This is a genomic window from Winogradskyella sp. SYSU M77433 (assembly GCF_029911945.1).
In the GTDB taxonomy this organism is placed as follows: domain Bacteria; phylum Bacteroidota; class Bacteroidia; order Flavobacteriales; family Flavobacteriaceae; genus Winogradskyella.
The window spans coordinates 31,812-57,532 of record NZ_JARYTG010000009.1 but is presented as its reverse complement, the minus strand read 5'-3'; the positions used below and the strand labels follow the sequence as shown (position 1 = coordinate 57,532).

The window sequence follows — 25,721 nt, the reverse complement described above, 5'->3', positions numbered from 1 at the left end:
TATTCAACAATTTACTAAAATTAGATGAATATAAAATCGAATCCTTTATCTATTATTTTTTATAGTGAATCCTATACTTCCTATAAGCAAAGAATGCTATAATAGCAATTGCTCCTAACGTTATAGCTATAAATTGAAAACTCAATATCTGATCTCCACTGGCGTAAGAGTGTAATCCTGATAAGTAAAAATTTACACCAAAATACGTCATTAAAATACTTGCAAATGCTAATACGGACATCAAATTATATAGCCACTTTCCTCTAAGTCCTGGTACCAAACGCATGTGGATAACAAAAGCATAAATCATAATACTAATTAGTGCCCAAGTTTCTTTTGGATCCCAACCCCAATAACGTCCCCAACTTTCATTGGCCCACATACCACCAAGGAAGTTTCCTATGGTAAGCATAACAAGACCTACTGTCAATGCCATCTCGTTTACGATAGTTAGCTCCTTAATACTAATATCCATTAATGCTTTATTCTTTTCTGTAGTAAAAATCATGAGCAATAAACTCACTAAACCTAATATCATTCCCAATGTAAAAGGTCCATAACTAGCTACAATTACAGAAACATGTATCATTAACCAGTAGCCTTGTAATACAGGTTGAAGGTTTGCGATAGCAGGATCCATCCAGTTCCAATGTGCTACCATAAGAATCATTGAGGTTACAAAAGCTCCTGCTGCCACAGTTAAACTAGATATACTGCCTTTATTAGAAATAATTGATAAGATTATTCCTGAATAATCTTTTTTATGAATTTTGTTGTCTTTTGTAGTTATGCTAGTTATAAAACTAAACAACATTGTTGACCATGCTACATAAATCATAGACTCATAAGCATCGCTCCAAGGTGCATGTCCAGATAAATACCATCTCCATATCAAACCTAGAGTATGTAACACAAATAAAAGAGCAACAACACCAATAAGAGTGTTTATGGCATATTTAAGAGGTTTGCTTTTATATTTAAATATCTGTGCGATTACTAAAATAAACAGCACTGTTGAAGCATACATATACCAACTAAACAGTTTTTTAAAGATATCGTACTTATTATAAAGAATTTCTGATTTTATCTTATCCTCAGAAAGCATAACATCACCACCTAACTGTTGCTGAGTTTTTTTAATGCCTTGAAGTAATTCTTCAGCCTTTGAATAATCACCTACTTGTTTTGCATTATTTAAGGTTACCAAATAAGCATTGAATCCATTATTTATGAAGTTACCATAAAGACTATCTTTGATTTTATCCTTATAACCTTCTTCTCTATATTCTTTAGGTGAAATCCACTTATTATTTTCATCATTAGGAACAGGAAATATTTTAATAGATAAACCTTCAATATCGTTGTATAATAAATTAACTCTAGAATCAGCTTCCTTAACTTCCTTTTGAAAACCATTTGGTACCTGAGCTTTGTAAGCCTCTTCAAGATAAGGTGCTAATTTATAACGACCTTGTGGCGTGAAGAAATCAACCAAACTTGCATATTTTTCCTCATAACCTAAACCGATAATATTTCGGATGGAATCTGCTTTTCTAGGTTTTAAATAAATTACAGGAACATTATACCACAACAACGGACTTTCTTGAATAGAAAGAAAAACTTGAGTAGCATTAAAACCCTCATAGGTATCTTGTTTACTCAATTTTCGAAGCGTTTCAGAAGCGTAAGTATGCATTGGCATCATACGTCCACTATAATCCTGAATCACCATCTCAGCAAACTTTTCGGCATGCGCTTTTGGGGTTATGTTCGCTCTTAAAATAGAGTCTATTTGCGCTTTTGATGTCTTCTTTATATGATCGTGACCATCGTTATCTGAATGTTGCTGTGCAAAACCAGATAAACTTAATAGCAGCACTATAACGGTCATCATTTTAGCTTTTTTCTCTTTTAGCTTAGATAAACGTTTTCTTATATCATCAAAACGCGTATTCTTCGCAAACAAAATCGCCATTAAACCTAGGTAAAGCATAAAGTAACCGAAATAGGTAATGTAGGTTCCCCAACGATCGTGATTTACCGAAAGTACCGTTCCTTTTTCATCCGGATCGAAACTTGCTTGGAAAAATCTATAACCTTTATGATCCAAAATATGGTTCATGTAAATGTGATAATCAAAATCACCTTGTTCCTCATCTATGATTGTCACTTTACTTTCGTAAGAAGAGTAAGCATTCTCAGTTCCTGGATATTTTTCAGCAATAAAATCATTCAGTTTTACCTTAAATGGCAATTGCTCCATTCGAGATCCAAAACGTAAAGCCACATCAAGTCCACCTACTTTAATTTCTTCCATAGGTGCATAAGTACCTGGTCCGCCTAAAAGATTGATACTTTTTGTTTCTCCATTTGCTGTAACATCTAGAACAACTCCACTTTCGTCATTCTTTAGAATTCTTGGTTTCTGAACAATATCAAAAACACCTTTAACTACAGGCTTAGGAAATACCAATTGCATATTTCCAATCACATATCTAGAACGTAAGATTAATGGCTGAAGACTATCTTTTTCTAACTTACCAGTGGCCATAGTTGCCATGGTCATGTACTCACCTTCGTAAGGCGATTTTATAAATAAACCTTCATCTGTATCAAAGATTTGTATAGCTCCTTCCTGTTCCTTATTCAAGGAAATAAGTACATTGTGCATATTGGCAACCTCACCTACTTTAAGATAGTGATTATGAGGCATACCATCCGCAGCTTCAACTATTTTTAGGTAAGATTCACCATTCTCATCCGGAACAACATCCTTCTCTGCACCTTTTATAAATTTCTTTAGCTTAAATGTAATTTCCTTATCGCCATAATCGTAGGTTCTTTCAAAATCGTTGTCTAGTCTTGGTGAGAAGTCTACTTCTTCCATCACATTACGCTGTTGTAGCTGACCGTTGATTTCGTATTGTCCAAGGATTCGTCCACTGATATAGGTTTTTTGAGAACGGAACTGACTTTCAGTAGCTCCTTCTCTAATAGACATCATGCCTTCATAACCAATATAACGCGTTACAAATGCACCTACTAGAATGAAAATAAAAGCTAAGTGCAAAATTAAAGTTGCCCACTTTTCCTTTTTATGAAGTTTGTATCTAACAATATTCCCAACAAAGTTGATGACAAAAAATACCATTATGGTCTCAAACCACCACGCATTATAAATTAATATTCTTGTGTAAGGTGTTGGTGACGTATCCATGTTTCGGTCTAGAATAGTACCAGTTGCCATGGCTGCCGCAAAAACGATAAATAATACAGCAGTAAGTTTTGTTGAGAAAAAGAAACTAGCGATTTTTTTTTGCATAAGAAGTGCTCATTTTAAGCTCGCGCAAAGATAAGGCTTTTTGTGTACTTAGATAAGTGTTTTCACCTTTCAAAAGATGTTAAAGTTTATTGAAAACTATCTATTTAGATCCATTAGATTTTAGTAGTTTATTTTGCTCTTCCATTAGCTCTTTTAAATGTGTCAACAACTCAATATCCTTAGGAGTTGTGACGGTTGCATCTTTCGGATCTTGTGCTTTATTACGCAGTCTGTTCATAAACTTTACAACAATAAACACGGTAAAACCAATAATTAGGAAATCTAAAAACACTTCAAAAAGTTCTCCGTAAGCTATAGCAACTTCACTAATAGTAACTTCACCTGAAACATTAGTTACCTCATCTCTAAGTATTATTTTTTTATCACTAAATCCAACACCATCAGTCATTAAAGATAATGGCGGCAACAATACTTGTTTTGCCAGTACATCTATAACTTTATTGAATGCCGCACCAATGATAATACCAATAGCCATATCCATCATATTCCCCTTAACAGCAAACTCTTTGAATTCGTTTAATAACTTCATAAACTTATGTAATTTAGATTTAAGCCTACAAAGTTAATGAGAAGTAAGATTTTAATTACGACCTTCTGGCTTCAAAAATTTTGAGATATAGAAAAGTGCCCATTTTCCTTGCGCGTCGCTTGGCATTATTGGCATATTCACCTTCAAAAAGTTCATCTATGGTTTGGTGCCAAAGATTTAACCAGAGTCCAAAATGTAATTCGGTTATAGTATTATTATTGGCTTTATCTACGTTTACGTGAACTTCCAACGGATTACCATAATAGCGCGTTTTTAGAAATAAACTAGATTCCCAAAAGGTTGTAAGGTGTTGTAGATGGGCATCCCAGTCTTTAATGCTATTGTTAAAGAAGGGACCCAAAACGGTATCTTTCCTAACTTTTTCATAAAACTTAGAAACCAATAGGAATATATCTTCTCGAGATGTAATGTCTTTTTTATGCATTGCAATCAAAGTTATGATTTTAATTGGTGACAGATTATAACAAGCGAGCAAAACTTACTATTTTTACGGCATGAAATCCGTAATTTTACTTGGTGCTGGTAATGTAGCCACACATTTATATAAAGCATTTTCAAAAGCTGAAAATGTATTAGTGAAACAATGGTACAACAGAACGCGTTCGTCCATTTCGTCGTATGCCAACGAAGTTGAAATCATTGATGACCTAAATCAACTAAAGGAGGCTGACCTCTACATTTTAGCTGTTAGCGATGACAGCATTGCAGAATTATCTAAAGCTTTACCTTTTGAAAACCGATTGGTTGCTCATACCTCTGGCAGTGTTTCTATTCATGATCTGGACAAAAAAAATGAGCGTGCTGTATTTTACCCTTTACAAACATTTTCTAAGAATGCTGAACTAGATTTTAGTGAAATTCCTATTTGTATAGAAGTCACCGAAAAGCACAATTTTCAGTTTCTGAAAGACTTAGCAGAAGACCTTGGTTGTATTAGCTATAAGATTAGTACAGAGCAACGACAGACGTTACATTTATCTGCTGTTTTTGTGAATAATTTCACCAATCAACTCTACAGAATTGCACACGAAATCAGTGATGCAAAAAGTATTAATTTTGATATTCTGAAACCGTTGATAATGGAAACTACCAGAAAAGTCCAAGATATGTCACCTTACATGGCTCAAACCGGACCAGCAAAACGAAACGATAAGAAGACCATAAAACGTCAGTTAAAACAATTAGAAAACGAAGACCATAAAGCTATTTATGAGCTTTTAACAGCTTCAATTAAAAAAACGCATGGACAACGATAAAAGTTACAAAGAATACTTAGCAGATATCACCACTTTTATATTTGATGTTGATGGTGTACTTACCGATGGCACCATAACAGTTACAACTGATGGCGAAATGCTTAGAACAATGAATATTAAAGATGGATTTGCCTTAAAAACAGCTGTTATGGCAGGTTTTAATGTATGTATTATTTCAGGTGGTACTAATGAAGGTGTTCGTAAGCGTTTAGAAGGTTTAGGCATTAAAGACATTTATCTTGGCGCACATAATAAAATAGAGCAACTTAACGATTATCTTAACAAGCATAACATTACTAAATCACAAACGTTGTATATGGGAGATGATATCCCAGATTTTCCAGTTATGAAACTCGTTGGATTACCTTGTTGCCCACAAGATGCTGTTGCTGAAATTAAAGGTATTTCAAAGTATGTATCCCATAAAAATGGTGGAAAAGGTGCTGTAAGAGATGTGATTGAGCAAGTCCTGAAAGTACAGCAAAAATGGAACGGTAATTTTGATGCTAAATACGATTAAAATAAATTAAAATGTCACGTAAAGGCAGACGACATAGTACAGGTTTTGGATATATTGGTTTTGGTAACAATCAGTCTACGTTTAACCAAAAAACGAGCACACCATTTTCTGTTTACAAAGAAAAACTAGATTTAGAAGCGCATTTGCATTATGAAATGCATTTTTTGCATAAAGATCTCAGCAAATCCGATAAGCAAAAAATAAAGGATAAAATCAGGGAACAAGAGCGAAAAGACTTTATAAAAACCGCTATTGTCAGTATTGTAATATTTCTTGGTGTAGCTTACTTGGCTTACTATTTAATCAATCAAATTCTTTCGCATTAATATTTTAAAATGACGGACTTTTTTAAACTCATACGTTGGAAAAATCTTTTAATGATTGCCTTGGTGCAATATTTAATTAAGTATGCCCTACTCAATCCTTTTACAGTATCTCATGGAGTTGCAACAACACTAGATCATTTTCATTTCGCACTGTTAGTGTTAGCTACACTTTGTATTGCTGCTGGTGGTTATATTATCAATGACATCTATGATGTAGAAACTGATAAAGTTAATAAACCCGATAACGTAATTATAGACAAAACTATTTCCGAAAAAAATGGCTATACCTATTTTATGGCTTTGAATATTGCTGGTGTAGGTCTTGGGTTTTACTTATCAAACCATGTAGGTGTTTCTGCTCTATTTGTAGCGTTTTTTGTTAGCTCAGCTTTACTTTACATCTATTCTTCAGCTTTAAAACAAATGTTTCTCATAGGAAATATTATAGTTTCACTAGTGGTGGCCTTAAGTATTTTAATCATTGGTGCGTTTGAATTATTACCATCAATGACCTCAAATAATAGTGTGGCTCAAATGACTTTTTTAGACATTATAAAAGACTATGCCATCTTCGCTTTTATGATTAATTTGGTTAGAGAAATTGTAAAAGATATAGAAGATATTGATGGAGATTATAAAGTAGGAATGCGTACAATGCCTATTGTTTTAGGAAGAACCAGAGCAAACAACATCGCTTTTGCTTTGTCTTTAATTCCTGTATTTGCTGTAATATATTACGTCATCACTTTTTTATTTAAACAGGAATTGGTTGTCGGCTACTTTTTAATTTTTGTTATCGCACCTTTAATTTACATTAGCATCAAACTATTTAGTGCAAAACAAAAATCGCATTATAAACGCATTAGTTTAATATTGAAACTAACGATGTTTACAGGTATGCTATCCTTGGTGCTTTATAATTTCATATTAAAGTAAAATGCTAAACGAAAAGCTAAAAGACTTCAATATTATTCTGGCTTCTGGCTCACCAAGAAGGCATCAGTTTTTAAAAGATTTAAATATTGATTTTGAGGTAAAACTAAAGCCTGTTGAAGAAATCTATCCAGAGCATTTAAAACGAGAAGAAATCACAGATTACTTAGCTAAATTAAAGGCTGAGGCTTTTCAAAACGATTTAAAACCTAATGATATTCTTATCACTAGCGACACTATTGTTTGGCTACATGAAAACGCTATTGGTAAACCCAAAGATGAGGATGATGCTTTTGAAATGATTTCCTCTTTAAGTAATCAAACCCATGATGTAATCACTTCTATTTGCTTCACTCAGCAACAGCAACAAAAAGTTGTGAATACTATTACTTCTGTTACGTTTAAAGCACTTACAGAAGAAGAAATCAGATATTACATTAATACCTACAAACCCTTTGATAAAGCTGGTGCTTACGGTATTCAAGAATGGATTGGTGCCATTGGTATTACCAAAATTGAAGGTTCTTACAATAATGTCGTTGGGCTACCAACACATTTGCTTTACGAAACGTTAAATAGTATTGCTGAAGGTTAATCGAATCGTAATTTTGTAAGAAACTGTGTCTTATGAAAGCTTTTATTTACGTCGTTATATCCTCTTTTTTAGTCACAACTTTTTCTTCATGTAAAGAAAACAATTCCAACACAACAAGCGATTCAAAAACCGTAATAACAACTACCAAGAAAACCGAACCAGAGCAACCGAAAGCCAAACTTTCTGAAGAATTTAAAGCATTTTGGTATAAAGGCGAAGCAGAAATTACGTCTTACAAACTAGAACAAGCACGTTATGGAGAAATGCGAGAAGGCAATGCGGTTTTGGTTTTTGTTACAGAAGATTTTCTACCGGACGAGCAGGTAAAAGCAGATATGTATGACACATCTAATATTCCAGTTTTAAAGTTGAATGCTACAAAGACATTCAACACGGGAATTTATCCATATTCCATAATGCAAAGCACTTTCTACCCTGTAGCTAACAATAAGCATGCTATAAAAATATCGGCTTCTGTACAAGAATGGTGTGGCCATGTGTATACCCAACTTAATAATCGGGATGATTTTGAAATCACCTCACACTCCTACTTTCAAAATGAAGCTGATCAAAAATTTAATTTAGAAAAAACATGGACTGAAAACGAGTTGTGGACAAAGCTTCGAATAGATCCTAATTCACTACCTATAGGTGATATAAGCATAATTCCATCTTTAGAATTCATTCGTTTAAAACACGTTGAACTTAAAGCTTACGAAGCAAGAGCCACTTTAGATGATGATAATTACACACTTACCTACTCTGAATTGAATAGAGTTTTAAAAATTAATTTTAATCCTAATTTTCCTTACGACATCAATGGTTGGGAAGAAACTATAGATAGTGGTTTTGGTGAAGATTCAAAAACATTAACCACAAAAGCCACAAAATTAGAAACTATAAAATCTGACTACTGGAACAAAAATCATAATTCGGATTTAGAACTAAGGGAAACCTTAAAACTTCAATAATTATAAATTATTCTAAACTATATTTGTTTTAGACAACTAACTCATCATGCTTAATTTTTACAATACATTCCGTTCAGAAATTATATACTCTATTATACTTTTAGTAGTACTCTTTATTATAAGAGCCATAATTGTGGTCACAGTAAAAAAAATAGGAAAGCAAAGTGGTACTACAGAGGCACGTGCTAATTTAATTGGTCGTTACGTTACCGTTACCTTGGTACTGGTAGCTATTTTAATAGAGGCTTTCATACTTGGTGCACAGACTAGAGATGTTACCCTTGTGTTCTCATCTGTATTTGCCGTCATTGGTATTGGGCTTTTTGCCATTTGGTCTATATTGAGCAATATCACCTCTGGTGTAATCATGTTCTTTTCATTTCCTTATAAAGTCGGGGACAAAATAAAAATACACGATAAGGACTATCCTGTAGAAGCTATTATTGAGGATATCAGAGCATTTCAATTGATTTTAAGGGAAGATAACGGAGATTTAGTAACTTACCCTAACAATTTAATTCTTCAAAAAGCTGTAACTTTAATGGAGAAGGATGCCTTAGACGATAGTAGTATTTTATGATGATAAAGTTTAGAAAAAAGAAAAAAAGACGTACCCAAAATTACAAAAAGCATATTGGGCAAGTTCCTGGAACCTTAGTTTATACGGGTGAAAAGTCTGGCAAACTCATCATAGAATCTTTTGATTACAACAAAGATAATGTTGAAGAAACAGTACTCCTAAATATTCAAGATGCAGTACCTTTTAAAGATACCGACTCGGTAACCTGGATTAACATTAACGGACTTCATTATGTAGAGGATATTCAAAGTATTGGTGAGCAATACGACCTTCATCCTTTAGTCCTTGAAGATATTGTAAACACAAGTCAACGACCAAAAATAGACGAATACGAAGATTATATTTTTGCTGTTTTAAAAATGCTTTACTATGATGACAATGAAAATTTAGTCATAGAGCAAGTGAGTTTTGTTCTGGGTAAAAATTACGTATTGACATTCCAAGAATCTGAAGGTGACGTTTTTGATACTATTCGGGATCGTTTAAGACACAGTAAAGGCCGTATTAGAACTTTAAAATCTGATTACTTACTTTATGCTCTAATCGATGCTGTTGTCGATAATTATTTCAGCATTATAGAAACCTTAGGCAATAAAGTTGAAGATTTAGAAACTGAATTGTTTGGTGGTCAAGCTGAAGAAAGTATCAGTTCAGAGATTCAGCAACTAAAACGTGAAATTCTAAAAGTGCGTCGCGCCATTTTTCCACTTCGTGAAGTGATTAATCGCATCGAAAAAATCGAGCATCCATTGATATACAAACGTACCATTACCTACTTTAGGGATGTTTACGACCACATCATACAAGTATCAGAAAATATAGACATATACCGCGAAATGATTTGGAGTTTGATGGACATGTACATGACCACCATTAGCAATAAAATGAACGAGGTTATGAAAGTGCTTACCATTATTGCTACCATCTTTATTCCGCTGACTTTTATAGCAGGAATTTATGGCATGAATTTCGACTACATCCCAGAACTGCATTACAAATACAGCTATTTTATACTTTGGGGTATAATGATTCTGCTATTTATTGCCATGATTATCTATTTTAAACGAAAAAAGTGGTTGTAATATAACTTAATGGAGTTAGCAGATAAACTTTTTGAAATCCCAATATTCATAAGTAGATATATCATTTCCTATATTTATCTACCTGTATTACTTCTTATCATCCTAAAATTATCTATTAATACAAATAGTATAGCTATACCTTTAAAATTTATTAAGTGGGTAATGATAAGCTATTGTATAATAACCATATTATGCTGGCTACTCATACTTATCATACCTAACTCTGGCAATTATGAATTTAAAAGAAGAGCTACAGGGTCATATGCTTGGGCTTATTGGCTGATGTTGTTTTTCAATTGCCTTCTTCCGTTAGTTCTGTTATTCAAAAAATTTGGAAAGAATGTTTATATCGTATTTACCATTTCATTTTTAATGAACATTGGTTCCTTGTTTGAAAAATTTGTTATTATAATTACAAGTTTTCACAGAGATTATTTACCATGATAGTCCGCTAAAAACCATACACCAAACACTAATTACTTTTTGTAACAGTTAAACAAAACCAAAAAACATAGAAAAAGTTAGCATCTTTTTTATATTTGAAAGCAACTAACTAATAACCTCATGTTCCAGATTAGAATCTGTACCCTACTATTTTTAAGCAGTTTACTTGTATTACCTGCTCAACAACCCAAAAAACTTAATTCCTCAGAAATCTACGAAGCCGTTCAAAAACTGAATGTTTTAGCTTCTGTATTATATATCGCAGCGCATCCTGACGACGAAAACACACGCTTAATTTCGTACATGTCTAACGAAGTTAAAGCGCGTACTGCTTACCTTTCTCTAACGCGCGGAGATGGTGGACAAAACCTTATTGGTCCTGAAATCAGAGAACTTTTAGGTGTCATTAGAACTCAAGAATTATTGGCTGCCAGACGTGTTGATGGTGGCAAACAACGCTTCTCTAGAGCCAATGATTTTGGTTACTCTAAACATCCTGACGAAACTTTAGAAATTTGGAATAAAAACAAAGTCCTCTCAGACATAGTTTGGACCATTAGAAATTTTAAGCCAGACATTATCATTAACCGATTCGATCATAGATCTCCAGGTACAACACATGGTCATCATACCAGTTCTGCCATGCTAAGCGTAGAAGCTTTTGATCTGGCTAATGATGCTTCAAAATATAATACGCAATTACAATTAACCGAAACTTGGCAACCAAAACGCTTATTTTTTAATACCAGTTGGTGGTTTTACGGTAGTGAAGAAAATTTTGAAAAAGCAGATAAAAGCAACATGCTAAATTTTGATATTGGTGTATACTACCCAACTAAAGGCCTTTCTAATAATGAAGTAGCTGCTTTAGCAAGTAGTCAACACTTATGTCAAGGATTTGGACGTTTATCTCAACGTGGCACACAGCAAGAATATATAGAGTTTCTCAAAGGCGACCCTTTAGATAATAACAATAATATTTTTGCTGGTATTGACACCTCTTGGAATCGCATTAAAGGCGGAAAAGCCATAGGTGATATTCTGAACAAAGTTGAGTCAGAGTTTAATTTTGTTAATCCTGCGTCCCATTTACCGCAACTTCTCAAAGCTTATAAGCTTATTCAAACTGTAGAAAACAAACATTGGAAAGCTGTAAAAACCAAAGAACTAAAAGCTATTATTGAAGCTTGTGCTGGTCTGTATTTAGAGGCTTCATCAAACACGCCAAATGCTACACCTAATTCTAATATTACGCTCAATTTAGAAGTATTAAACCGTAGTAGTGCTAATATTAGTCTAGCTTCTTACAAACTTTCCACACTTTCTAACGGTATTTCTAAAAACATGGAAATGTCAGAGAATCAAAAGTTGAATTTTGAAGAAGGCATTGCGATTCCAGCAAATACAAACTACACTACTCCATATTGGTTAAATAAAAAGAGTACACTCGGTATGTACCATGTGGAAGAGCAGGAATTAATAGGTCTTCCTGAAACTCCAAGAGCTATTTTTGTAGATTTCAATTTAAATATTGAAGGGACACCAATTACAATTAGCAAGCCTGTTGTGTACCGTTATTCGCAACCAGATAAAGGAGAACTTTACAGACCTTTTGAAATCATTCCGGAAGTTTCCGCTAGTATTGCTGATAAGGTTTTCATTTTTGAAAACGATCAGCAAAAAGAAATAGAAGTAACGGTAAAAGCTGGTAGAGATGCTATTGAAGGTTTTGTACAAATGGCATATCCTAACGATTGGAATGTTTACCCTTCAAAACAAAAAGTAGAAATTGCGAATAAAGGTGATATTCAAAAAGTAGTTTTTACCGTTATTCCACCAAAAAATCAAAGCGAAGGACTTATTACTCCGATGGTAAATATCAATGGTGAATTTTACACGGATGAATTAATTGAAATCGACTACGTACATATTCCATATCAAACTGTTTTGATGCCAAGTGAAAGTAAAGTGGTGCGCTTAAATATTGAAAAAAGAGGTAATAACATTGGCTACATTGAAGGTGCTGGAGATGTTGTCCCTGAAAGTTTAAGACAAATTGGCTACAATGTTACTATCATAAAACCTGAACAAATTTCACCTGAAAACCTAACAAATTTTGATGCCATTGTTGTTGGAATCAGAGCTTATAATGTTGTTGAGGAATTAAAATTCAAGCAAAGATATTTATTAGATTATGTTGAAAATGGAGGTAACCTCGTAGTACAATATAACACCAATAGAGGTTTAAAGGTAGATGATTTAGCTCCTTACGATTTAAAATTATCTAGAGATCGTGTTACTGACGAAAATGCTTTAGTAAGAATTTTAGAACCTAACCATCCTATTCTTAATTTCCCAAACAAAATAACGATTAGAGATTTTGAAGGTTGGGTACAAGAACGAGGACTGTATTTCCCTAATGAATGGTCTCAAGAATTCACACCATTATTGGCTTCTAATGATAAAGGTGAGTCTTCTAAAGAAGGTAGTTTACTTGTCGCTAAATACGGAAAAGGAAACTATATTTATACAGGGTTAAGTTTTTTTAGAGAATTTCCTGCAGGTGTTTCTGGAGCTTACAGGTTATTTGCTAACTTGCTCTCAGCAGGTAAGGAAGATAATTCAAACCTAAAAGACTAACAACTAACAACTAAACTAATGGAAAACCAACCACAACCAAAAAACAAATGGGACAAAATGTACACTATTGTGCTTATTGCTAACGCCTTATACATTGTTCTATTCTATTTTATAACAGCTTCATTCGCATAAAACTAGTATGCCACAAACATTAGATTGGATAGACTGGATTGTACTAATTGCAACATTAGCCATTATTGTTGGTTATGGCACTTGGAAAACCAGAGGAAGTAAAAATGTTCAGGATTATGTAAGAGGTGGCAACACATCCAAGTGGTGGACTATAGGCTTGTCTGTTATGGCAACGCAAGCCAGTGCCATTACGTTTCTATCTACAACAGGTCAGGCATTTTCTGACGGTATGGGATTCGTTCAATTTTATTTTGGACTACCAATCGCCATGGTTATTATCTGTCTGGTATTTATTCCGATTTATCATCGGCTTAAAGTCTATACTGCCTACGAGTTTTTAGAAAATCGATTTGATTTAAAAACTAGAAGTCTAACAGCCATTCTATTCCTCATCCAGCGTGGTTTAGCAGCTGGAATAACCATTTTTGCTCCAGCCATTATCCTCTCTGTTGTTCTTGGTTGGAATATTATAACGCTCAACATCATTATAGGTGTTTTAGTAATTATCTACACTGTTTCTGGTGGTACAAAAGCAGTAACCGTAACTCAAAAACAACAAATGTTTGTGATTTTTGCAGGTATGGTAACAGCATTAATCATCATAGTCAACTTAATTCCTAATGAAGTTTCGTTTGTAGATGCTATTGATATTGCTGGTGCTACTGGCAAAATGCAAGTTCTGGATTTTTCATTCGATTTGGAAAATAGATACACCGTTTGGACAGGACTTCTTGGTGGTACTTTCTTAATGTTGTCTTACTTCGGAACAGACCAAAGTCAGGTACAGCGCTACCTATCTGGTAAAAGCATGAAAGAAATGCAAATGGGTTTATTATTCAACGGTTTACTTAAAGTACCAATGCAATTCTTTATTCTTTTGGTCGGAGTCATGGTATTTGTGTTTTATCAATTCAATCCTTCACCGTTGAATTTTATAGATCGATCAACCGAAACCGTGTTAGCTTCAGAATATGGTGATGATTACAGAGCACTTCAGGCAAAACAAGATTCTATATTTCAAATAAAAAAAACAGTAGCACTTCAGGTTTCTAGCAATTCAGATAATCAATTGAATAAACAATTGTTTATGCTAGATAGTCTTGAAAAAAATCTTAGAACTAAATCAAAGTTTTTAATAAAAAAAGCAGTTGACAAAGACTATGCTACCCAATATGAAAACCTTGAAAGTGAAATTAAATCACTAAACTCAGAAGATGAAACGTATGCCGATAAAACGCAAGCTTTAGAGGCTATGTATGAAACTGCTGGAAAAGACACCAAAACTAATGACAGGGATTACATGTTCATTAGTTTTATCCTAAACAATCTACCAAAAGGTTTAATCGGTTTGCTATTGGCTGTCATACTTTCTGCCGCGATGTCTTCTACAGCATCAGAAATAAATGCGCTTGCTACCATTACGTCCATCGACTTATACGGAAGAAATTTAAGCGAAGATAAAGGTGATGATCATATGGTAAAAATGACCAAATGGTTCACACTAGGTTGGGGAGTTATTGCCATACTTATTGCTTGTTTTGCCAATTTAGCCGAGAATTTAATTCAGTTGGTAAATATCATTGGATCCATCTTCTATGGGAATGTTTTAGGAATATTCTTGTTAGCGTTTTTCTTTAAGCATATTAAAGGGAATGCTGTTTTTTCAGCGGCTTTAATCACGCAAGTCATTGTAATAATTGGTTGGTGGTTTGAGTGGATGCCTTATTTATGGTTAAATTTATTCGGTTGTATATTGGTGATTTTCATAGCACATTTGCTTCAACCAATATTTAAAATGTCTACTCATGGAAACTAAAGCAATACGTTGGGGAATTATTGGAGCAGGAAAAATTGCTACAAAATTTGCTAAAGATTTAAGCACTGTTCCTAATACTAAACTATACGCTATTGCATCAAGAAATCTTGAAAAAGCTAAAGTTTTTGGACAAGAATTTGAAGCTGACGTTGCTTATGGTAATTATAAAGAACTGACTTTAGATCCTAATGTTGATGCTGTTTATATCGCAACACCTCATAGCTTTCACAAAGAACATACGATACTTTGTCTGAATCAGAATATTCCTGTTTTGTGTGAAAAGCCTTTTGCGATGAATTTGCAAGAAGTTAAAGACATGATTCAGCTATCGAAAGAAAAGAACACCCTTCTTATGGAAGCCTTATGGACAATTTTTCTTCCGCATTTTCAATACGTTATTGAACTATTGAATAAAAAACATTTTGGTACTGTTGTAAAACTTGAAGCTGATTTTGGATTTAAACCAGAATATGATGAAACGTCTAGGGTGTTTGATAAATCGGTTGGTGGTGGAAGCCTTTTAGATATTGGCATCTATCCTATTTTTGCAGCGCTTTCTACACTAGGAAATCCAAATAAAATTGATGCCAAGGCTAACTTTTTTGAAAGCGGAGCAGATGCGGAATGCAAAATGATATTCAGTTATAATGAAGCCGAAGCTCATTTAAAAAGTACTCTAACCGAAAATACTCCCACAGAAGCTATTTTCACATGCTCAGAAGGTACCATAAAGATTAACACCAAATTTCATCAACCTTCTACAGTTACTCTAATAGATAAGTTTAATAATTTTGAACTTGTAACATTCAATTATAACACCATTGGTTATAGTTACGAAATAGAACATTTTAATCAACTAATAAGAGATGGTAAAACCGAAAGCGATATAATGACTTTTGAAAAAAGCATCGCATTGATTTCTACACTAGATAAGGTAAGAAATAGTATTGGGCTGCAATACCAATAAAAAACGCAACTCATTATGAGTTGCGTTTTTTTAAATTATATACGATAATAGCTTAATATCTAACTATTATTTTGCTCCCCATTCTTTTAATGAATCTTCATTCATTTTTACATAATCATCATTTCCAGCCTTTTTAGCAGCCTCTAAAGATTTTTTCGCAGCAGCTATAGCACCTTTCTTATCACCATTAGCAGCATGGATTAAAGATTGTTGTCTAAAATACCAGAAGCGAGGCTCGTCTTTAGACATTTCAACCGCTTTGTCAATCCATTCCATAGCTTGTTCTAAATCTTCTTTTTCAGATAATTTGTACACAGCAGCCGAATAATAATCGTTTGCAGATGGACCAGACATCGCCTTTTCAATTGAAGCAGCTACTTTAGTTTGTGTTGGAACTTCAAATTTTACCGCTACATAAGCTTTCTCCCACATGATACCAAGGTTTGCAGAATTATTTGTTAAGTCATCAAATGTAATGGTGTATGTTTCTATATCTACAGGTAATTCATAAACTTGTGCTGTAGCTTTTACCGCTACTTTAGAATCATCCCATTCTTGTGGATTTCCCCAGTTATTTGTATCTGTATAAAAGATAACTTCCCAGGATTTCTCAGAAGGAATAATATAAATAGCATAAGAACCTGCCTTTAACGTAGTACCATCAATAGTTACATCATCACTAAAAGTGATAACAGTATTCCTATTTGCTCCTGCTCTCCAAACTTTTCCGTAAGGCACAAGGTCGCCAAAAATAACTCTACCTCTCATGTTTGGTCTAGAGTATTCTAATGTGACATCTGTAAGTCCAACTTTCTGTTCTACAGTACTAAAAGGACTCGGTTGTGGTGTTTCAATTTGTGCATTTACAGACACTGTGAGCGCTAGTGCAAATACAAAAAGTATTAGTTTTTTCATCTTTGTTTGTGTTGATTATTAATAACTCAAAATTACAATATAAGCTTCCCTGAGAATGTTAACGAATACTTAAAATGAAATTTAACACAAAAAATAACACGAAAATAACATTGAATAGCTTATTTAATCGTAATATTGCAATATAATAATTAAGTGAATTTATGGGACTAACGAAATCTGAGATTTTTACAGAAGAACAAAACCAAATTGCTACCATAGCTAAGGCTTTTGCGCATCCAGCAAGAGTGGCTATACTGCAATATATTTTCAATTCTAGCACTTGTATTTGTGGTGATTTGGTGGACGAAATTGGCTTGGCACAAGCTACAATATCCCAACACCTTCGAGAACTAAAAAACATAGGTTTAATTAAGGGAAATATAGAAGGTACAAGCGTTTGCTATTGTATAGATGAAGATAATTGGGCTAATGCAAAAGATCTTATTTCTCAATTTTTAGATTATGAATCTAAAAAAACTAATTGTTGTTAAATCATATTGATTTTATATCAATACAAAACATATAATTATGAAAACTGAACAAGAACTTAAAGACATCGTAAAAGAACGATACGCAAAAATTGCAGAACAAGGCAAAGCAGAAAATGCTTCATCTTGTTGTGGTGCTACTACTCCATCCAACAAAGTTTATAACATTATGATGGATGATTACTCAGAAACTGACGGCTATGTTAGTGATGCCGATTTAGGCTTAGGCTGTGGATTGCCAACACAATTCGCTTTAATCCAAAAAGGAGATACTGTTATAGATTTAGGCTCTGGTGCTGGTAACGATTGTTTTGTGGCGAGACATGAAACAGGTAGCAGAGGTAAAGTTATTGGTATTGACTTTACACCTATTATGATACAAAAAGCACGTATCAATGCTGAAAAACTAGGCTACAACAATGTTGAGTTTAGAGAAGGTGATATAGACAATATGCCTGTTTCAGATAATATTGCCGATGTCATTGTGAGTAATTGTGTACTTAATTTAGTGCCTAACAAACAAAAAGTTATCAGTGAAATTTTTAGGGTTTTGAAACCTGGTGGTCATTTTAGTATTTCAGATATCGTCTTAGTTGGTGACCTACCTAAAGCTTTAAAAGAAGATGCCGAGATGTATGCTGGTTGTGTGGCTGGTGCTATTCAAAAAGAGAATTATTTAAAACACATTTCTGATCAAGGCTTTATAAACATCAATATTCAAAAAGAAAAGCCTATTACTATTCCTGATGATATCTTAAGCAAGTATTTAGATGAAGAGTTGATTAAACAGTTTAACTCTGATAATGTAGGTATTTTCAGTATTACAGTTTATGCTGAAAAACCAGGAAAAAAGGAAACTAAACCAAAACTTCAATTAGCAGACATTACAAATGATGAGCCTTGTTGCTCACCTGATGGTAATTGTTGTTAAATCATATAAAATCACCAACCAAGTATGTTATTTTCAAAATTATCAGAAAAAATAGATAGTCTTAACACATCTATAATTTCAGAAGAAAGAAAAGCTGTTTTACAACCTTTAATTGACTTCGTTCAGTCTAAAGTTGATGTAAAACAAATTATCAATCTCAATTTTATTTGTACACACAATTCCAGAAGAAGTCATCTATCCCAAGCTTGGGCTCAAGTGACAGGCTCTTATTTTGGGATAGAAAACTTGTTTTGTTATTCTGCAGGTACCGAAGCTACAGCTTTGTTTCCTGTAGCTGCAAAAACCTTAGAAAATTCAGGATTTAAAGTAGAAACACTATCTCAAGGAGAAAATCCTATTTACAGTATAAAATACAGCGAGAACCAACATCCTATTATTGGATTTTCAAAAACCATAGCTTCAGATTTTAATCCAGAAAGTGGTTTTGCTGCTATTATGACCTGCTCTTCTGCTGATCAAGGCTGTCCGTTTATTGTAGGTGCAGAAAAACGTATTCCTATTACATATGAAGATCCAAAAGTCTCAGATGGCAAACCGCAACAAGCTGAAAAATATGAAGAACGTAGCATTCAAATCGCTACTGAAATGAAGTTTATTTTCTCACAAATAAAGCTATAACAAATGAAAAAGAAACTTAGCTTTTTAGATAGTTACCTAACACTTTGGATATTTTTAGCAATGATTATTGGTGTTGGAATTGGTTATTTTGCTCCTTCTTTTCCTGAGTTAATCAATAGCTACAGTAGTGGTTCTACAAACATTCCCATAGCAATCGGACTGATTTTAATGATGTATCCTCCATTAGCAAAAGTGAATTATGCCTTATTACCAAAAGTGTTTAAGGATGTAAAAATACTTTCAATTTCATTGATTCTCAATTGGATTATTGGCCCAATTTTAATGTTTGTTTTAGCTATTATCTTTTTACAAGATTATCCAGAATATATGGTTGGACTCATTCTTATTGGCTTGGCACGTTGTATTGCGATGGTTTTAGTTTGGAATGATTTAGCAGAAGGTAGTAGTGAGTATGGAGCTGGCTTAGTGGCGTTGAATAGTATTTTTCAAGTTTTTGGCTATAGCTTTTATGCCTATTTATTTATTACAGTATTGCCTCCATATTTTGGCTTTGAAGGTGCCATTGTAGATATTTCAATTGCAACTATCGCTGAAAGTGTTGCCATATACTTAGGCATTCCTTTTCTACTAGGCATTTTATCACGACTTATGCTTGTAAAACTGAAAGGAGAAGAATGGTACACTAAGAAGTTTATCCCAACTATCTCTCCATTGACTTTAATAGCATTGCTTTTCACCATCGTGGTAATGTTTTCTCTTAAAGGTGAGCTTATTGTAGAGATTCCAATGGATGTGCTAATAATAGCTATACCATTGCTAATATATTTTGCCCTTATGTTTATTATAGGCTTCTTTACTAGTAAAGCCATGGGTGCCGATTATGATAAAAATGCAGCCATTGCCTTTACAGCAGCTGGTAATAATTTTGAATTGGCTATTGCTGTAGCTATTGCTGTATTTGGATTAAATTCAGGACAAGCATTTGCAGGAGTTGTTGGCCCTTTAGTAGAAGTTCCTGCTTTAATTTTATTAGTTAGAGTGGCTTTTTGGTTACGAAAAAAATACTATTTGCCTCAAAAAGCCTAATTTTTAAATCTGCTTGTTTTATAGTTTAGTTAAATTTTGTTTAACTTTTAAAATAAATAGTTAAACATTTAATATCTTTACGTTGTAAATCAATTACCATGGCAAAGAAAAAAAACATAAAACAAGCAGATTTGATGTCGCTATATATGGATTATGTATTAACGCATAACCAACAACCTAAATCTGTATACTCCTTTTCAAAAGACAACAATTTTGAAGAACAAAAATTCTACGAACATTTCAATTCTTTTGATGCTTTAGAAAAAAGTATTTTCAAAGCGTTTTTTGATAATACTCATGACGTTTTACAAAAAAGTGAAGACTATCAATCTTTTGATGCTCGCAATAAACTTTTAAGTTTTTACTATACATTTTTTGAAGTGCTTACGGCCAATAGAAGTTATGTCATTTATGCACTAGAAAATGAAAAAAACAAGTTAAAAACACTTAAGACACTTTCAAGCTTGAAATCTAGCTTCACCAAATATGTTTCTACTTTAGATATTAAGACGCTAGACTTAAAAGAAGAAAAGTTAGAGAAACTTCAAAAAAGAAGTATAGAAGAATCTGCTTGGATTCAATTATTGATGACCATAAAGTTTTGGATAGATGATACTTCTAAAGCATTTGAAAAAACAGATGTGTTTATTGAAAAATCAGTCAATACTAGTTTTGATCTCATCGATACAACTCCATTAAAAAGTCTTATCGACTTCGGAAAGTTTATTTACAAAGAAAAATTTAAAATGAACGCATGAAGACGATAGACAAAATACCTGTTTCTAAAATATCAAGAGCTACCAAATTAGTCTCTACTGGAGCAAAGGTTGGCGTAAACTACTTAAAATATTACGGAGATAAAATCACCAAAACAGAAGATGAGGCTAAGTCTAGATTAGACAAAAATAATGCTGAAGATATATATGATAGCCTAAAGCAACTTAAAGGTAGCGCACTAAAAGTCGCGCAAATGCTAAGTATGGAAAAAAGCATTTTGCCACAGGCTTATGTAGAAAAATTTTCGTTATCTCAATTTTCTGTACCTCCATTGTCTGCGCCTTTGGTAATCAAGACTTTTAAAAAATATTTTGGGAAACACCCAGAAGAATTATTCGATACTTTCAATGCAACTTCAGTAAATGCTGCAAGCATTGGCCAAGTTCACTTGGCCGAAAAGGATGGGAAAAAATTTGCTGTGAAAATCCAATACCCTGGAGTTGCAGAGAGTATTGCTTCAGATTTAGCTTTGGTAAAACCCATTGCTATTAAGATGTTCAATATTAAAGGGAAAGATTCGGATAAATACTTCAAAGAAGTTGAAAATAAACTTATTGAAGAAACCAATTACATTCTAGAGTTACAACAAAGCAAAGCAGTTGTAGAAGCTTGTAATCATATTCCAAATCTTAAATTCCCGAACTATTATGAAGAATTTTCGTCGGAACGCATTATCACCATGGATTACATGAAAGGCGAGCACCTTTCTGAATTCGTGCAACACAATACAGATCAGGAATTATCCAATCAATTGGGACAAGCACTATGGGACTTTTATATGTTTCAAATACATAAGTTGAAAAAAGTTCATGCCGATCCACATCCTGGTAATTTTTTGATTTCTGAAGACGGAAATTTAATCGCGTTAGATTTTGGCTGTATGAAAAGCATTCCAGAGCAATTCTATACACCATATTTTGAGTTAGCCGACAAAAAAGTGATTAGTAATCCTGAAGAATTTAAAGCCAAACTTTACGAATTAGAAATCTTAAGAAAAGATGATTCTGAAGAAGAAATTATCTTTTTCACCGATATGTTTCATGAATTGCTGAGCTTATTTACCCAGCCTTTTCATGCAGAAAATTTCGATTTTTCGGATGCTCAATTTTTCGGAAAAATTACTGAAATGGGACAGAAATATTCTAAGAGTACAGAATTGAGAAACATGAACGGTAATCGTGGTTCTAAACATTTTATTTATATCAACAGAACCTTCTTTGGACTTTACAATCTAATGTTCGACCTTAAAGCAAAAGACATCAAAATCAACAACTTTAATACACTATAAATGATAGAATTTGATAACGATGATATTAACCAAATGCATCATTTATACCGAATAAACCTTATAAACAGTTGTTCTGGCTACAAATCTGCAAACCTTATTAGCACAAAAAGTAAGGATGGTATAAGCAACGTAGCTGTGTTTAGTTCTGTGACGCATTTAGGATCTGATCCTGCATTGCTCGGCTTTTTCCTCAGACCGACTACAGTTATCAGAAATACGTATGATAATATAAAAGAAACTGGTTTTTTCACATTAAATCATATTCATCAAAATATTCTTGAAGATGCACATCACACCTCCGCAAAATACGATGCTTCTATTTCTGAGTTCGATGTTACTAGTCTCGATGAAGAATATAAGGATAATTTTTCAGCACCATTTGTAAAAAACTGTCCATTGCAATTGGCTTTGGAATATGTTGAAGAGTATCCAATTAAAGCTAATAATACCATTCTATTGATTGGAAAAATCAAGAAACTGTATGTGAAAGATGGCTTATTAGAAAAAGACGGTTTCATCAATTTATCAAAAGGAAAAGTTGCCGCAATTAATGGTTTAGATGCTTATGCTGTCCCAAATTCCAACACACGTCTAGAATACCAAAGACCTAAACCTGAATTTGAAAACATAAATGATTAATGCGAATTCTACTCACAGGTACAACGGGCTATATTGCCAAAAGATTAGCACTTCAGCTTTTAGAAGATGAGCATGAGCTAGTTTGTTGTGTCCGTGATTTAAACCGTATTCCTGATGAAATTGAAAATCATCCCTCTTGCTCTTTTATTAAGCTAGATTTTTTAGATCCAGAGCCAAATAAGATTCCTGAAGATATAGATGCAGCTTATTATCTGATACATTCTATGTCCACAAGCTCTAACGACTTTGCGGATTTAGAGCGTCAATGCGCTCAGAATTTTAAGAATTTAGTAAATGCTACACGTTGCAAACAAGTGATTTATCTCAGTGGTATTGTTAATGATAATTCACTTTCAAAACATTTAAAATCACGCTTACAAGTTGAAAACACATTAAAATCAGACCACTATGCACTTACTACATTTAGAGCCGGAATTATAGTCGGTAGTGGAAGTGCTTCTTTTGAAATTATAAGAGATATTGTAGAAAAATTACCGTTTATGATTACTCCGAGATGGCTAAAAACAAAAACGCAACCTATTGCCATTCGTGATGTATTAGGTTTTCTGTCTGGCGGATTGGGCAAAGAAGAATTGTACAATAAATCCTTCGATATTTTCGGTCCAGAAGTGCTCACCTATAAAGAAATGTTATTACAATTTGCTGACGTCCGTAACCTCAAACGCCATATTGTCACACTTCCTGTTTTAACACCAAAATTATCATCTTACTGGCTGTATTTTGTAACCTCAACGTCGTTTAAATTGGCTGCTGCTTTGGTGGATAGCATGAAAGTTGAAGTGATTGGAAAACCTAGTGACATCAATGAAATTATTGGTATAGAACCTGTAGATTACAAAACAGCTGTAAATCTTGCTTTTCAAAAAATTGAACAAAATGCTGTAGTCTCTAGTTGGAAAGATGCCATTAGCAGTGGCAGATTTAACGTGCAGCTCTCTAAATATATTGAGTTACCACATTTTGGTTGTTATAAAGATATACGACATAGAACGGTAAAAGATGAAACGTTTACCCTTAATAAAATCTGGAGTATTGGAGGCCGAAATGGTTGGTACAGTTTTAACTGGCTTTGGAAAATTAGAGGCTATGTTGATAAACTTTTTGGTGGTGTTGGATTACGTCGTGGAAGAACGCATGACACCTATTTAGAACCAGGTGATGCGCTCGATTTTTGGCGTGTACTATTTGCCGATAAAGACGAAAAACGTTTACTACTATTTGCTGAAATGCGTCTACCAGGTGAAGCTTGGTTGGAATTCAAAATTGTAAAAGATCAGCTCTACCAACGTGCAGTTTTTAGACCAAGAGGTATTTGGGGACGATTATATTGGTACGCGGTCCTACCCTTTCACGCTTTTGTTTTTAATGGAATGATTAACGCCTTGATTAACAAAAAATGAAAGGTGTAAAAAAACAACATTTGCCCTCAAAAACATGTCTTGTTTGTGAACGACCATTTACATGGCGCAAAAAATGGGCAGAAGACTGGGACAACGTTAAATATTGTAGCGAAAAATGCAGAAGGACAAAATAGACAACTTAGTTTGGTTCAGAAATTATCTTAGAACCATAGATAATGCAGTATTAAGTGAAGCTACAAAAAATGGTAGTAAAGTTTTTGGTGTGTATTGTTTTGATCCAAAACAGTTTGAAGTCGATGCTTTTGGTTTTAAAAAAACTGAAAAATTCAGAGCTAAGTTTTTAATTGAAACTGTAGAAAATCTAAAAGCGCAACTCAGTAGCCTTAATATAGATCTCTTAGTTTACCAAAAACATCCTGAAGAAATCATTCCTTCAATTTGTGAGACTTACGATGTTAGTAATATTTATCTTCAAACGGAATGGACACAGGAAGAAGTTGATGTTGAAAACGCCGTAAAAGAAAAGATAAACAACGTGTCTTGGCATCATATTTACAATCAGTTTCTATATCATCCTGAAGATATCAATTTTGAGATTCACCAAACACCTCCAATATTTACAGTATTCCGAAAAAAACTTGAAAAGTACATCGCTATTCGACATGAGTCGATAATCAAAAAACAACCTGAAAGTAATAGAATTGAAAACGAAACTAAGATTCCAACATTAAAAGATTTAGGTTTTGAAGATTTTGAAACGCATACCAATTCCGCGTTTCCATTTAAAGGAGGTGAAACCAAAGCTTTACAACGACTGGAAGACTATTTCTTCAACACTAAGAAACTTGGTTTTTATAAGAAAACCAGAAATGGTTTAATTGGTAAGAACTACAGCTCAAAATTTTCACCTTGGTTGGCTAACGGAAGTATTTCCGCTAGAACGATTTATTGGAACGTCAAGCAATTTGAAAATGAACACTACAATAATGAGTCTACCTATTGGCTCATTTTTGAATTGATTTGGCGAGACTATTTCAAATACATTTCCCTGAAGCATGGTAATTCAATTTTTAAGTTAGATGGTATTCTAAATAAAATTTATGAGTGGAAAACAGACCAAAAATTAATTGACAATTGGATTAATGGCGAAACAGCGTCTGATTTTGTAAATGCCAACATGATAGAACTCAAAGAAACAGGCTGGATGAGCAATAGAGGTCGCCAAAATATTGCATCCTATTTTGCAAAAGAGTTACAACTAGATTGGCGTATTGGTGCTGCTTATTTTGAGTCGCTCCTACTCGACTACGATGTTCACAGCAACTATGGCAATTGGATGTATGTAGCAGGAGTTGGTAACGATCCAAGAGATAGAAAATTTAATGTACAGCTTCAAGCTGAACGCTACGACAGTAAAGGAAGTTACAGAAATTTATGGTTACAACCGAGTTTGTTTTAAA

Annotated in this window: 25 protein-coding genes; 21 read left to right on the top strand and 4 right to left on the bottom strand. The window is 33.6% G+C overall.

Translation table 11 applies throughout. The features are described 5' to 3' along the window. Nucleotides 1–52: 52 nt before the first annotated feature. From ccsA to QGM60_RS16240, 3 genes are all read right to left on the bottom strand, one after another. Complete coding sequence (gene ccsA, locus QGM60_RS16250) at nucleotides 53–3,322, bottom strand: cytochrome c biogenesis protein CcsA (protein ID WP_281141312.1); 3,270 nt, start codon at nucleotides 3,320–3,322, stop codon at nucleotides 53–55. A 100-nt stretch (nucleotides 3,323–3,422) separates the two neighbouring features. Continuing rightward, nucleotides 3,423–3,872, bottom strand: a complete 450-nt coding sequence (mscL, locus tag QGM60_RS16245) for a large conductance mechanosensitive channel protein MscL (protein ID WP_281141311.1) — start codon at nucleotides 3,870–3,872, stop codon at nucleotides 3,423–3,425. A 55-nt stretch (nucleotides 3,873–3,927) separates the two neighbouring features. After that, nucleotides 3,928–4,317, bottom strand: a complete 390-nt coding sequence (locus tag QGM60_RS16240; RefSeq protein ID WP_281141310.1) for a group III truncated hemoglobin — start codon at nucleotides 4,315–4,317, stop codon at nucleotides 3,928–3,930. A 70-nt stretch (nucleotides 4,318–4,387) separates the two neighbouring features. On the opposite strand from QGM60_RS16240, the gene QGM60_RS16235 reads away from it, so the two are divergent. The 11 genes from QGM60_RS16235 to QGM60_RS16185 all read left to right on the top strand — a co-directional run bounded on the left by QGM60_RS16235 (nucleotide 4,388) and on the right by QGM60_RS16185 (nucleotide 16,155). After that, nucleotides 4,388–5,149, top strand: coding sequence for a Rossmann-like and DUF2520 domain-containing protein (locus QGM60_RS16235; RefSeq protein WP_281141309.1), 762 nt, complete (start codon nucleotides 4,388–4,390; stop codon nucleotides 5,147–5,149). Continuing rightward, nucleotides 5,136–5,669, top strand: coding sequence for an HAD-IIIA family hydrolase (locus tag QGM60_RS16230; RefSeq protein WP_281141308.1), 534 nt, complete (start codon nucleotides 5,136–5,138; stop codon nucleotides 5,667–5,669). The genes QGM60_RS16235 and QGM60_RS16230 overlap by 14 nt, the downstream gene beginning before the upstream one ends. 11 nt (nucleotides 5,670–5,680) lie before the next feature. Further along, entirely contained in the window at nucleotides 5,681–5,995 is a 315-nt protein-coding gene (locus QGM60_RS16225; RefSeq protein WP_281141307.1) for a hypothetical protein, read from the top strand. 9 nt (nucleotides 5,996–6,004) lie between these two features. Next, entirely contained in the window at nucleotides 6,005–6,931 is a 927-nt protein-coding gene (locus QGM60_RS16220) for a geranylgeranylglycerol-phosphate geranylgeranyltransferase (protein ID WP_281141306.1), read from the top strand. A gap of 1 nt (nucleotide 6,932) precedes the next feature. After that, complete coding sequence (locus QGM60_RS16215; RefSeq protein ID WP_281141305.1) at nucleotides 6,933–7,523, top strand: Maf-like protein; 591 nt, start codon at nucleotides 6,933–6,935, stop codon at nucleotides 7,521–7,523. A gap of 32 nt (nucleotides 7,524–7,555) precedes the next feature. Next, entirely contained in the window at nucleotides 7,556–8,494 is a 939-nt protein-coding gene (locus QGM60_RS16210) for a septum formation inhibitor Maf (RefSeq protein WP_281141304.1), read from the top strand. A gap of 46 nt (nucleotides 8,495–8,540) precedes the next feature. Further along, on the top strand, nucleotides 8,541–9,074 hold the full coding sequence (locus QGM60_RS16205) for a mechanosensitive ion channel domain-containing protein (RefSeq protein WP_281141303.1): 534 nt from the start codon (nucleotides 8,541–8,543) through the stop codon (nucleotides 9,072–9,074). After that, complete coding sequence (corA, locus tag QGM60_RS16200) at nucleotides 9,074–10,156, top strand: magnesium/cobalt transporter CorA (RefSeq protein WP_281141423.1); 1,083 nt, start codon at nucleotides 9,074–9,076, stop codon at nucleotides 10,154–10,156. Before QGM60_RS16205 ends, corA begins: the two co-directional genes overlap by 1 nt. A 564-nt stretch (nucleotides 10,157–10,720) precedes the next feature. Beyond that, on the top strand, nucleotides 10,721–13,240 hold the full coding sequence (locus tag QGM60_RS16195; protein ID WP_281141302.1) for a PIG-L family deacetylase: 2,520 nt from the start codon (nucleotides 10,721–10,723) through the stop codon (nucleotides 13,238–13,240). A 139-nt stretch (nucleotides 13,241–13,379) separates the two neighbouring features. Beyond that, entirely contained in the window at nucleotides 13,380–15,188 is a 1,809-nt protein-coding gene (locus QGM60_RS16190) for a sodium:solute symporter (RefSeq protein WP_281141301.1), read from the top strand. Then, nucleotides 15,178–16,155: a Gfo/Idh/MocA family oxidoreductase gene (locus QGM60_RS16185; RefSeq protein WP_281141300.1), complete on the top strand. Its 978-nt coding sequence runs from the start codon at nucleotides 15,178–15,180 to the stop codon at nucleotides 16,153–16,155. Before QGM60_RS16190 ends, QGM60_RS16185 begins: the two co-directional genes overlap by 11 nt. A gap of 66 nt (nucleotides 16,156–16,221) precedes the next feature. Here the strand turns inward: QGM60_RS16185 and QGM60_RS16180 are convergent, their stop codons facing one another. After that, entirely contained in the window at nucleotides 16,222–17,070 is an 849-nt protein-coding gene (locus QGM60_RS16180) for a DUF2911 domain-containing protein (RefSeq protein WP_281141299.1), read from the bottom strand. 161 nt (nucleotides 17,071–17,231) lie between these two features. Here QGM60_RS16180 and QGM60_RS16175 point away from each other — a divergent pair, with 161 nt between their 5' ends. The 10 genes from QGM60_RS16175 to QGM60_RS16130 all read left to right on the top strand — a co-directional run bounded on the left by QGM60_RS16175 (nucleotide 17,232) and on the right by QGM60_RS16130 (nucleotide 25,720). Further along, nucleotides 17,232–17,561, top strand: coding sequence for a metalloregulator ArsR/SmtB family transcription factor (locus QGM60_RS16175; protein WP_281141298.1), 330 nt, complete (start codon nucleotides 17,232–17,234; stop codon nucleotides 17,559–17,561). A gap of 37 nt (nucleotides 17,562–17,598) precedes the next feature. Next, nucleotides 17,599–18,489 carry an arsenite methyltransferase gene (locus QGM60_RS16170; RefSeq protein WP_281141297.1) on the top strand — a complete coding sequence of 297 codons (891 nt, stop codon included), beginning with the start codon at nucleotides 17,599–17,601 and terminating at the stop codon, nucleotides 18,487–18,489. 24 nt (nucleotides 18,490–18,513) lie between these two features. After that, a complete protein-coding gene (locus QGM60_RS16165) occupies nucleotides 18,514–19,128 on the top strand; it encodes a protein-tyrosine-phosphatase (RefSeq protein ID WP_281141296.1) in 615 nt (204 codons plus the stop codon). A 3-nt stretch (nucleotides 19,129–19,131) separates the two neighbouring features. Beyond that, a complete protein-coding gene (gene arsB / locus QGM60_RS16160) occupies nucleotides 19,132–20,175 on the top strand; it encodes an ACR3 family arsenite efflux transporter (protein WP_281141295.1) in 1,044 nt (347 codons plus the stop codon). Between the two features lie 98 nt (nucleotides 20,176–20,273). Beyond that, complete coding sequence (locus tag QGM60_RS16155; protein ID WP_281141294.1) at nucleotides 20,274–20,933, top strand: TetR family transcriptional regulator C-terminal domain-containing protein; 660 nt, start codon at nucleotides 20,274–20,276, stop codon at nucleotides 20,931–20,933. After that, nucleotides 20,930–22,240 carry an AarF/UbiB family protein gene (locus tag QGM60_RS16150; RefSeq protein ID WP_281141293.1) on the top strand — a complete coding sequence of 437 codons (1,311 nt, stop codon included), beginning with the start codon at nucleotides 20,930–20,932 and terminating at the stop codon, nucleotides 22,238–22,240. The genes QGM60_RS16155 and QGM60_RS16150 overlap by 4 nt, the downstream gene beginning before the upstream one ends. Continuing rightward, on the top strand, nucleotides 22,241–22,879 hold the full coding sequence (locus tag QGM60_RS16145; RefSeq protein WP_281141292.1) for a flavin reductase: 639 nt from the start codon (nucleotides 22,241–22,243) through the stop codon (nucleotides 22,877–22,879). Then, nucleotides 22,879–24,300, top strand: coding sequence for an SDR family oxidoreductase (locus tag QGM60_RS16140; protein WP_281141291.1), 1,422 nt, complete (start codon nucleotides 22,879–22,881; stop codon nucleotides 24,298–24,300). The genes QGM60_RS16145 and QGM60_RS16140 overlap by 1 nt, the downstream gene beginning before the upstream one ends. Continuing rightward, on the top strand, nucleotides 24,297–24,434 hold the full coding sequence (locus QGM60_RS16135) for a DUF2256 domain-containing protein (RefSeq protein WP_281141290.1): 138 nt from the start codon (nucleotides 24,297–24,299) through the stop codon (nucleotides 24,432–24,434). The genes QGM60_RS16140 and QGM60_RS16135 overlap by 4 nt, the downstream gene beginning before the upstream one ends. Next, a complete protein-coding gene (locus QGM60_RS16130; RefSeq protein WP_281141289.1) occupies nucleotides 24,416–25,720 on the top strand; it encodes a DASH family cryptochrome in 1,305 nt (434 codons plus the stop codon). The genes QGM60_RS16135 and QGM60_RS16130 overlap by 19 nt, the downstream gene beginning before the upstream one ends. Nucleotide 25,721 lies beyond the last annotated feature (1 nt).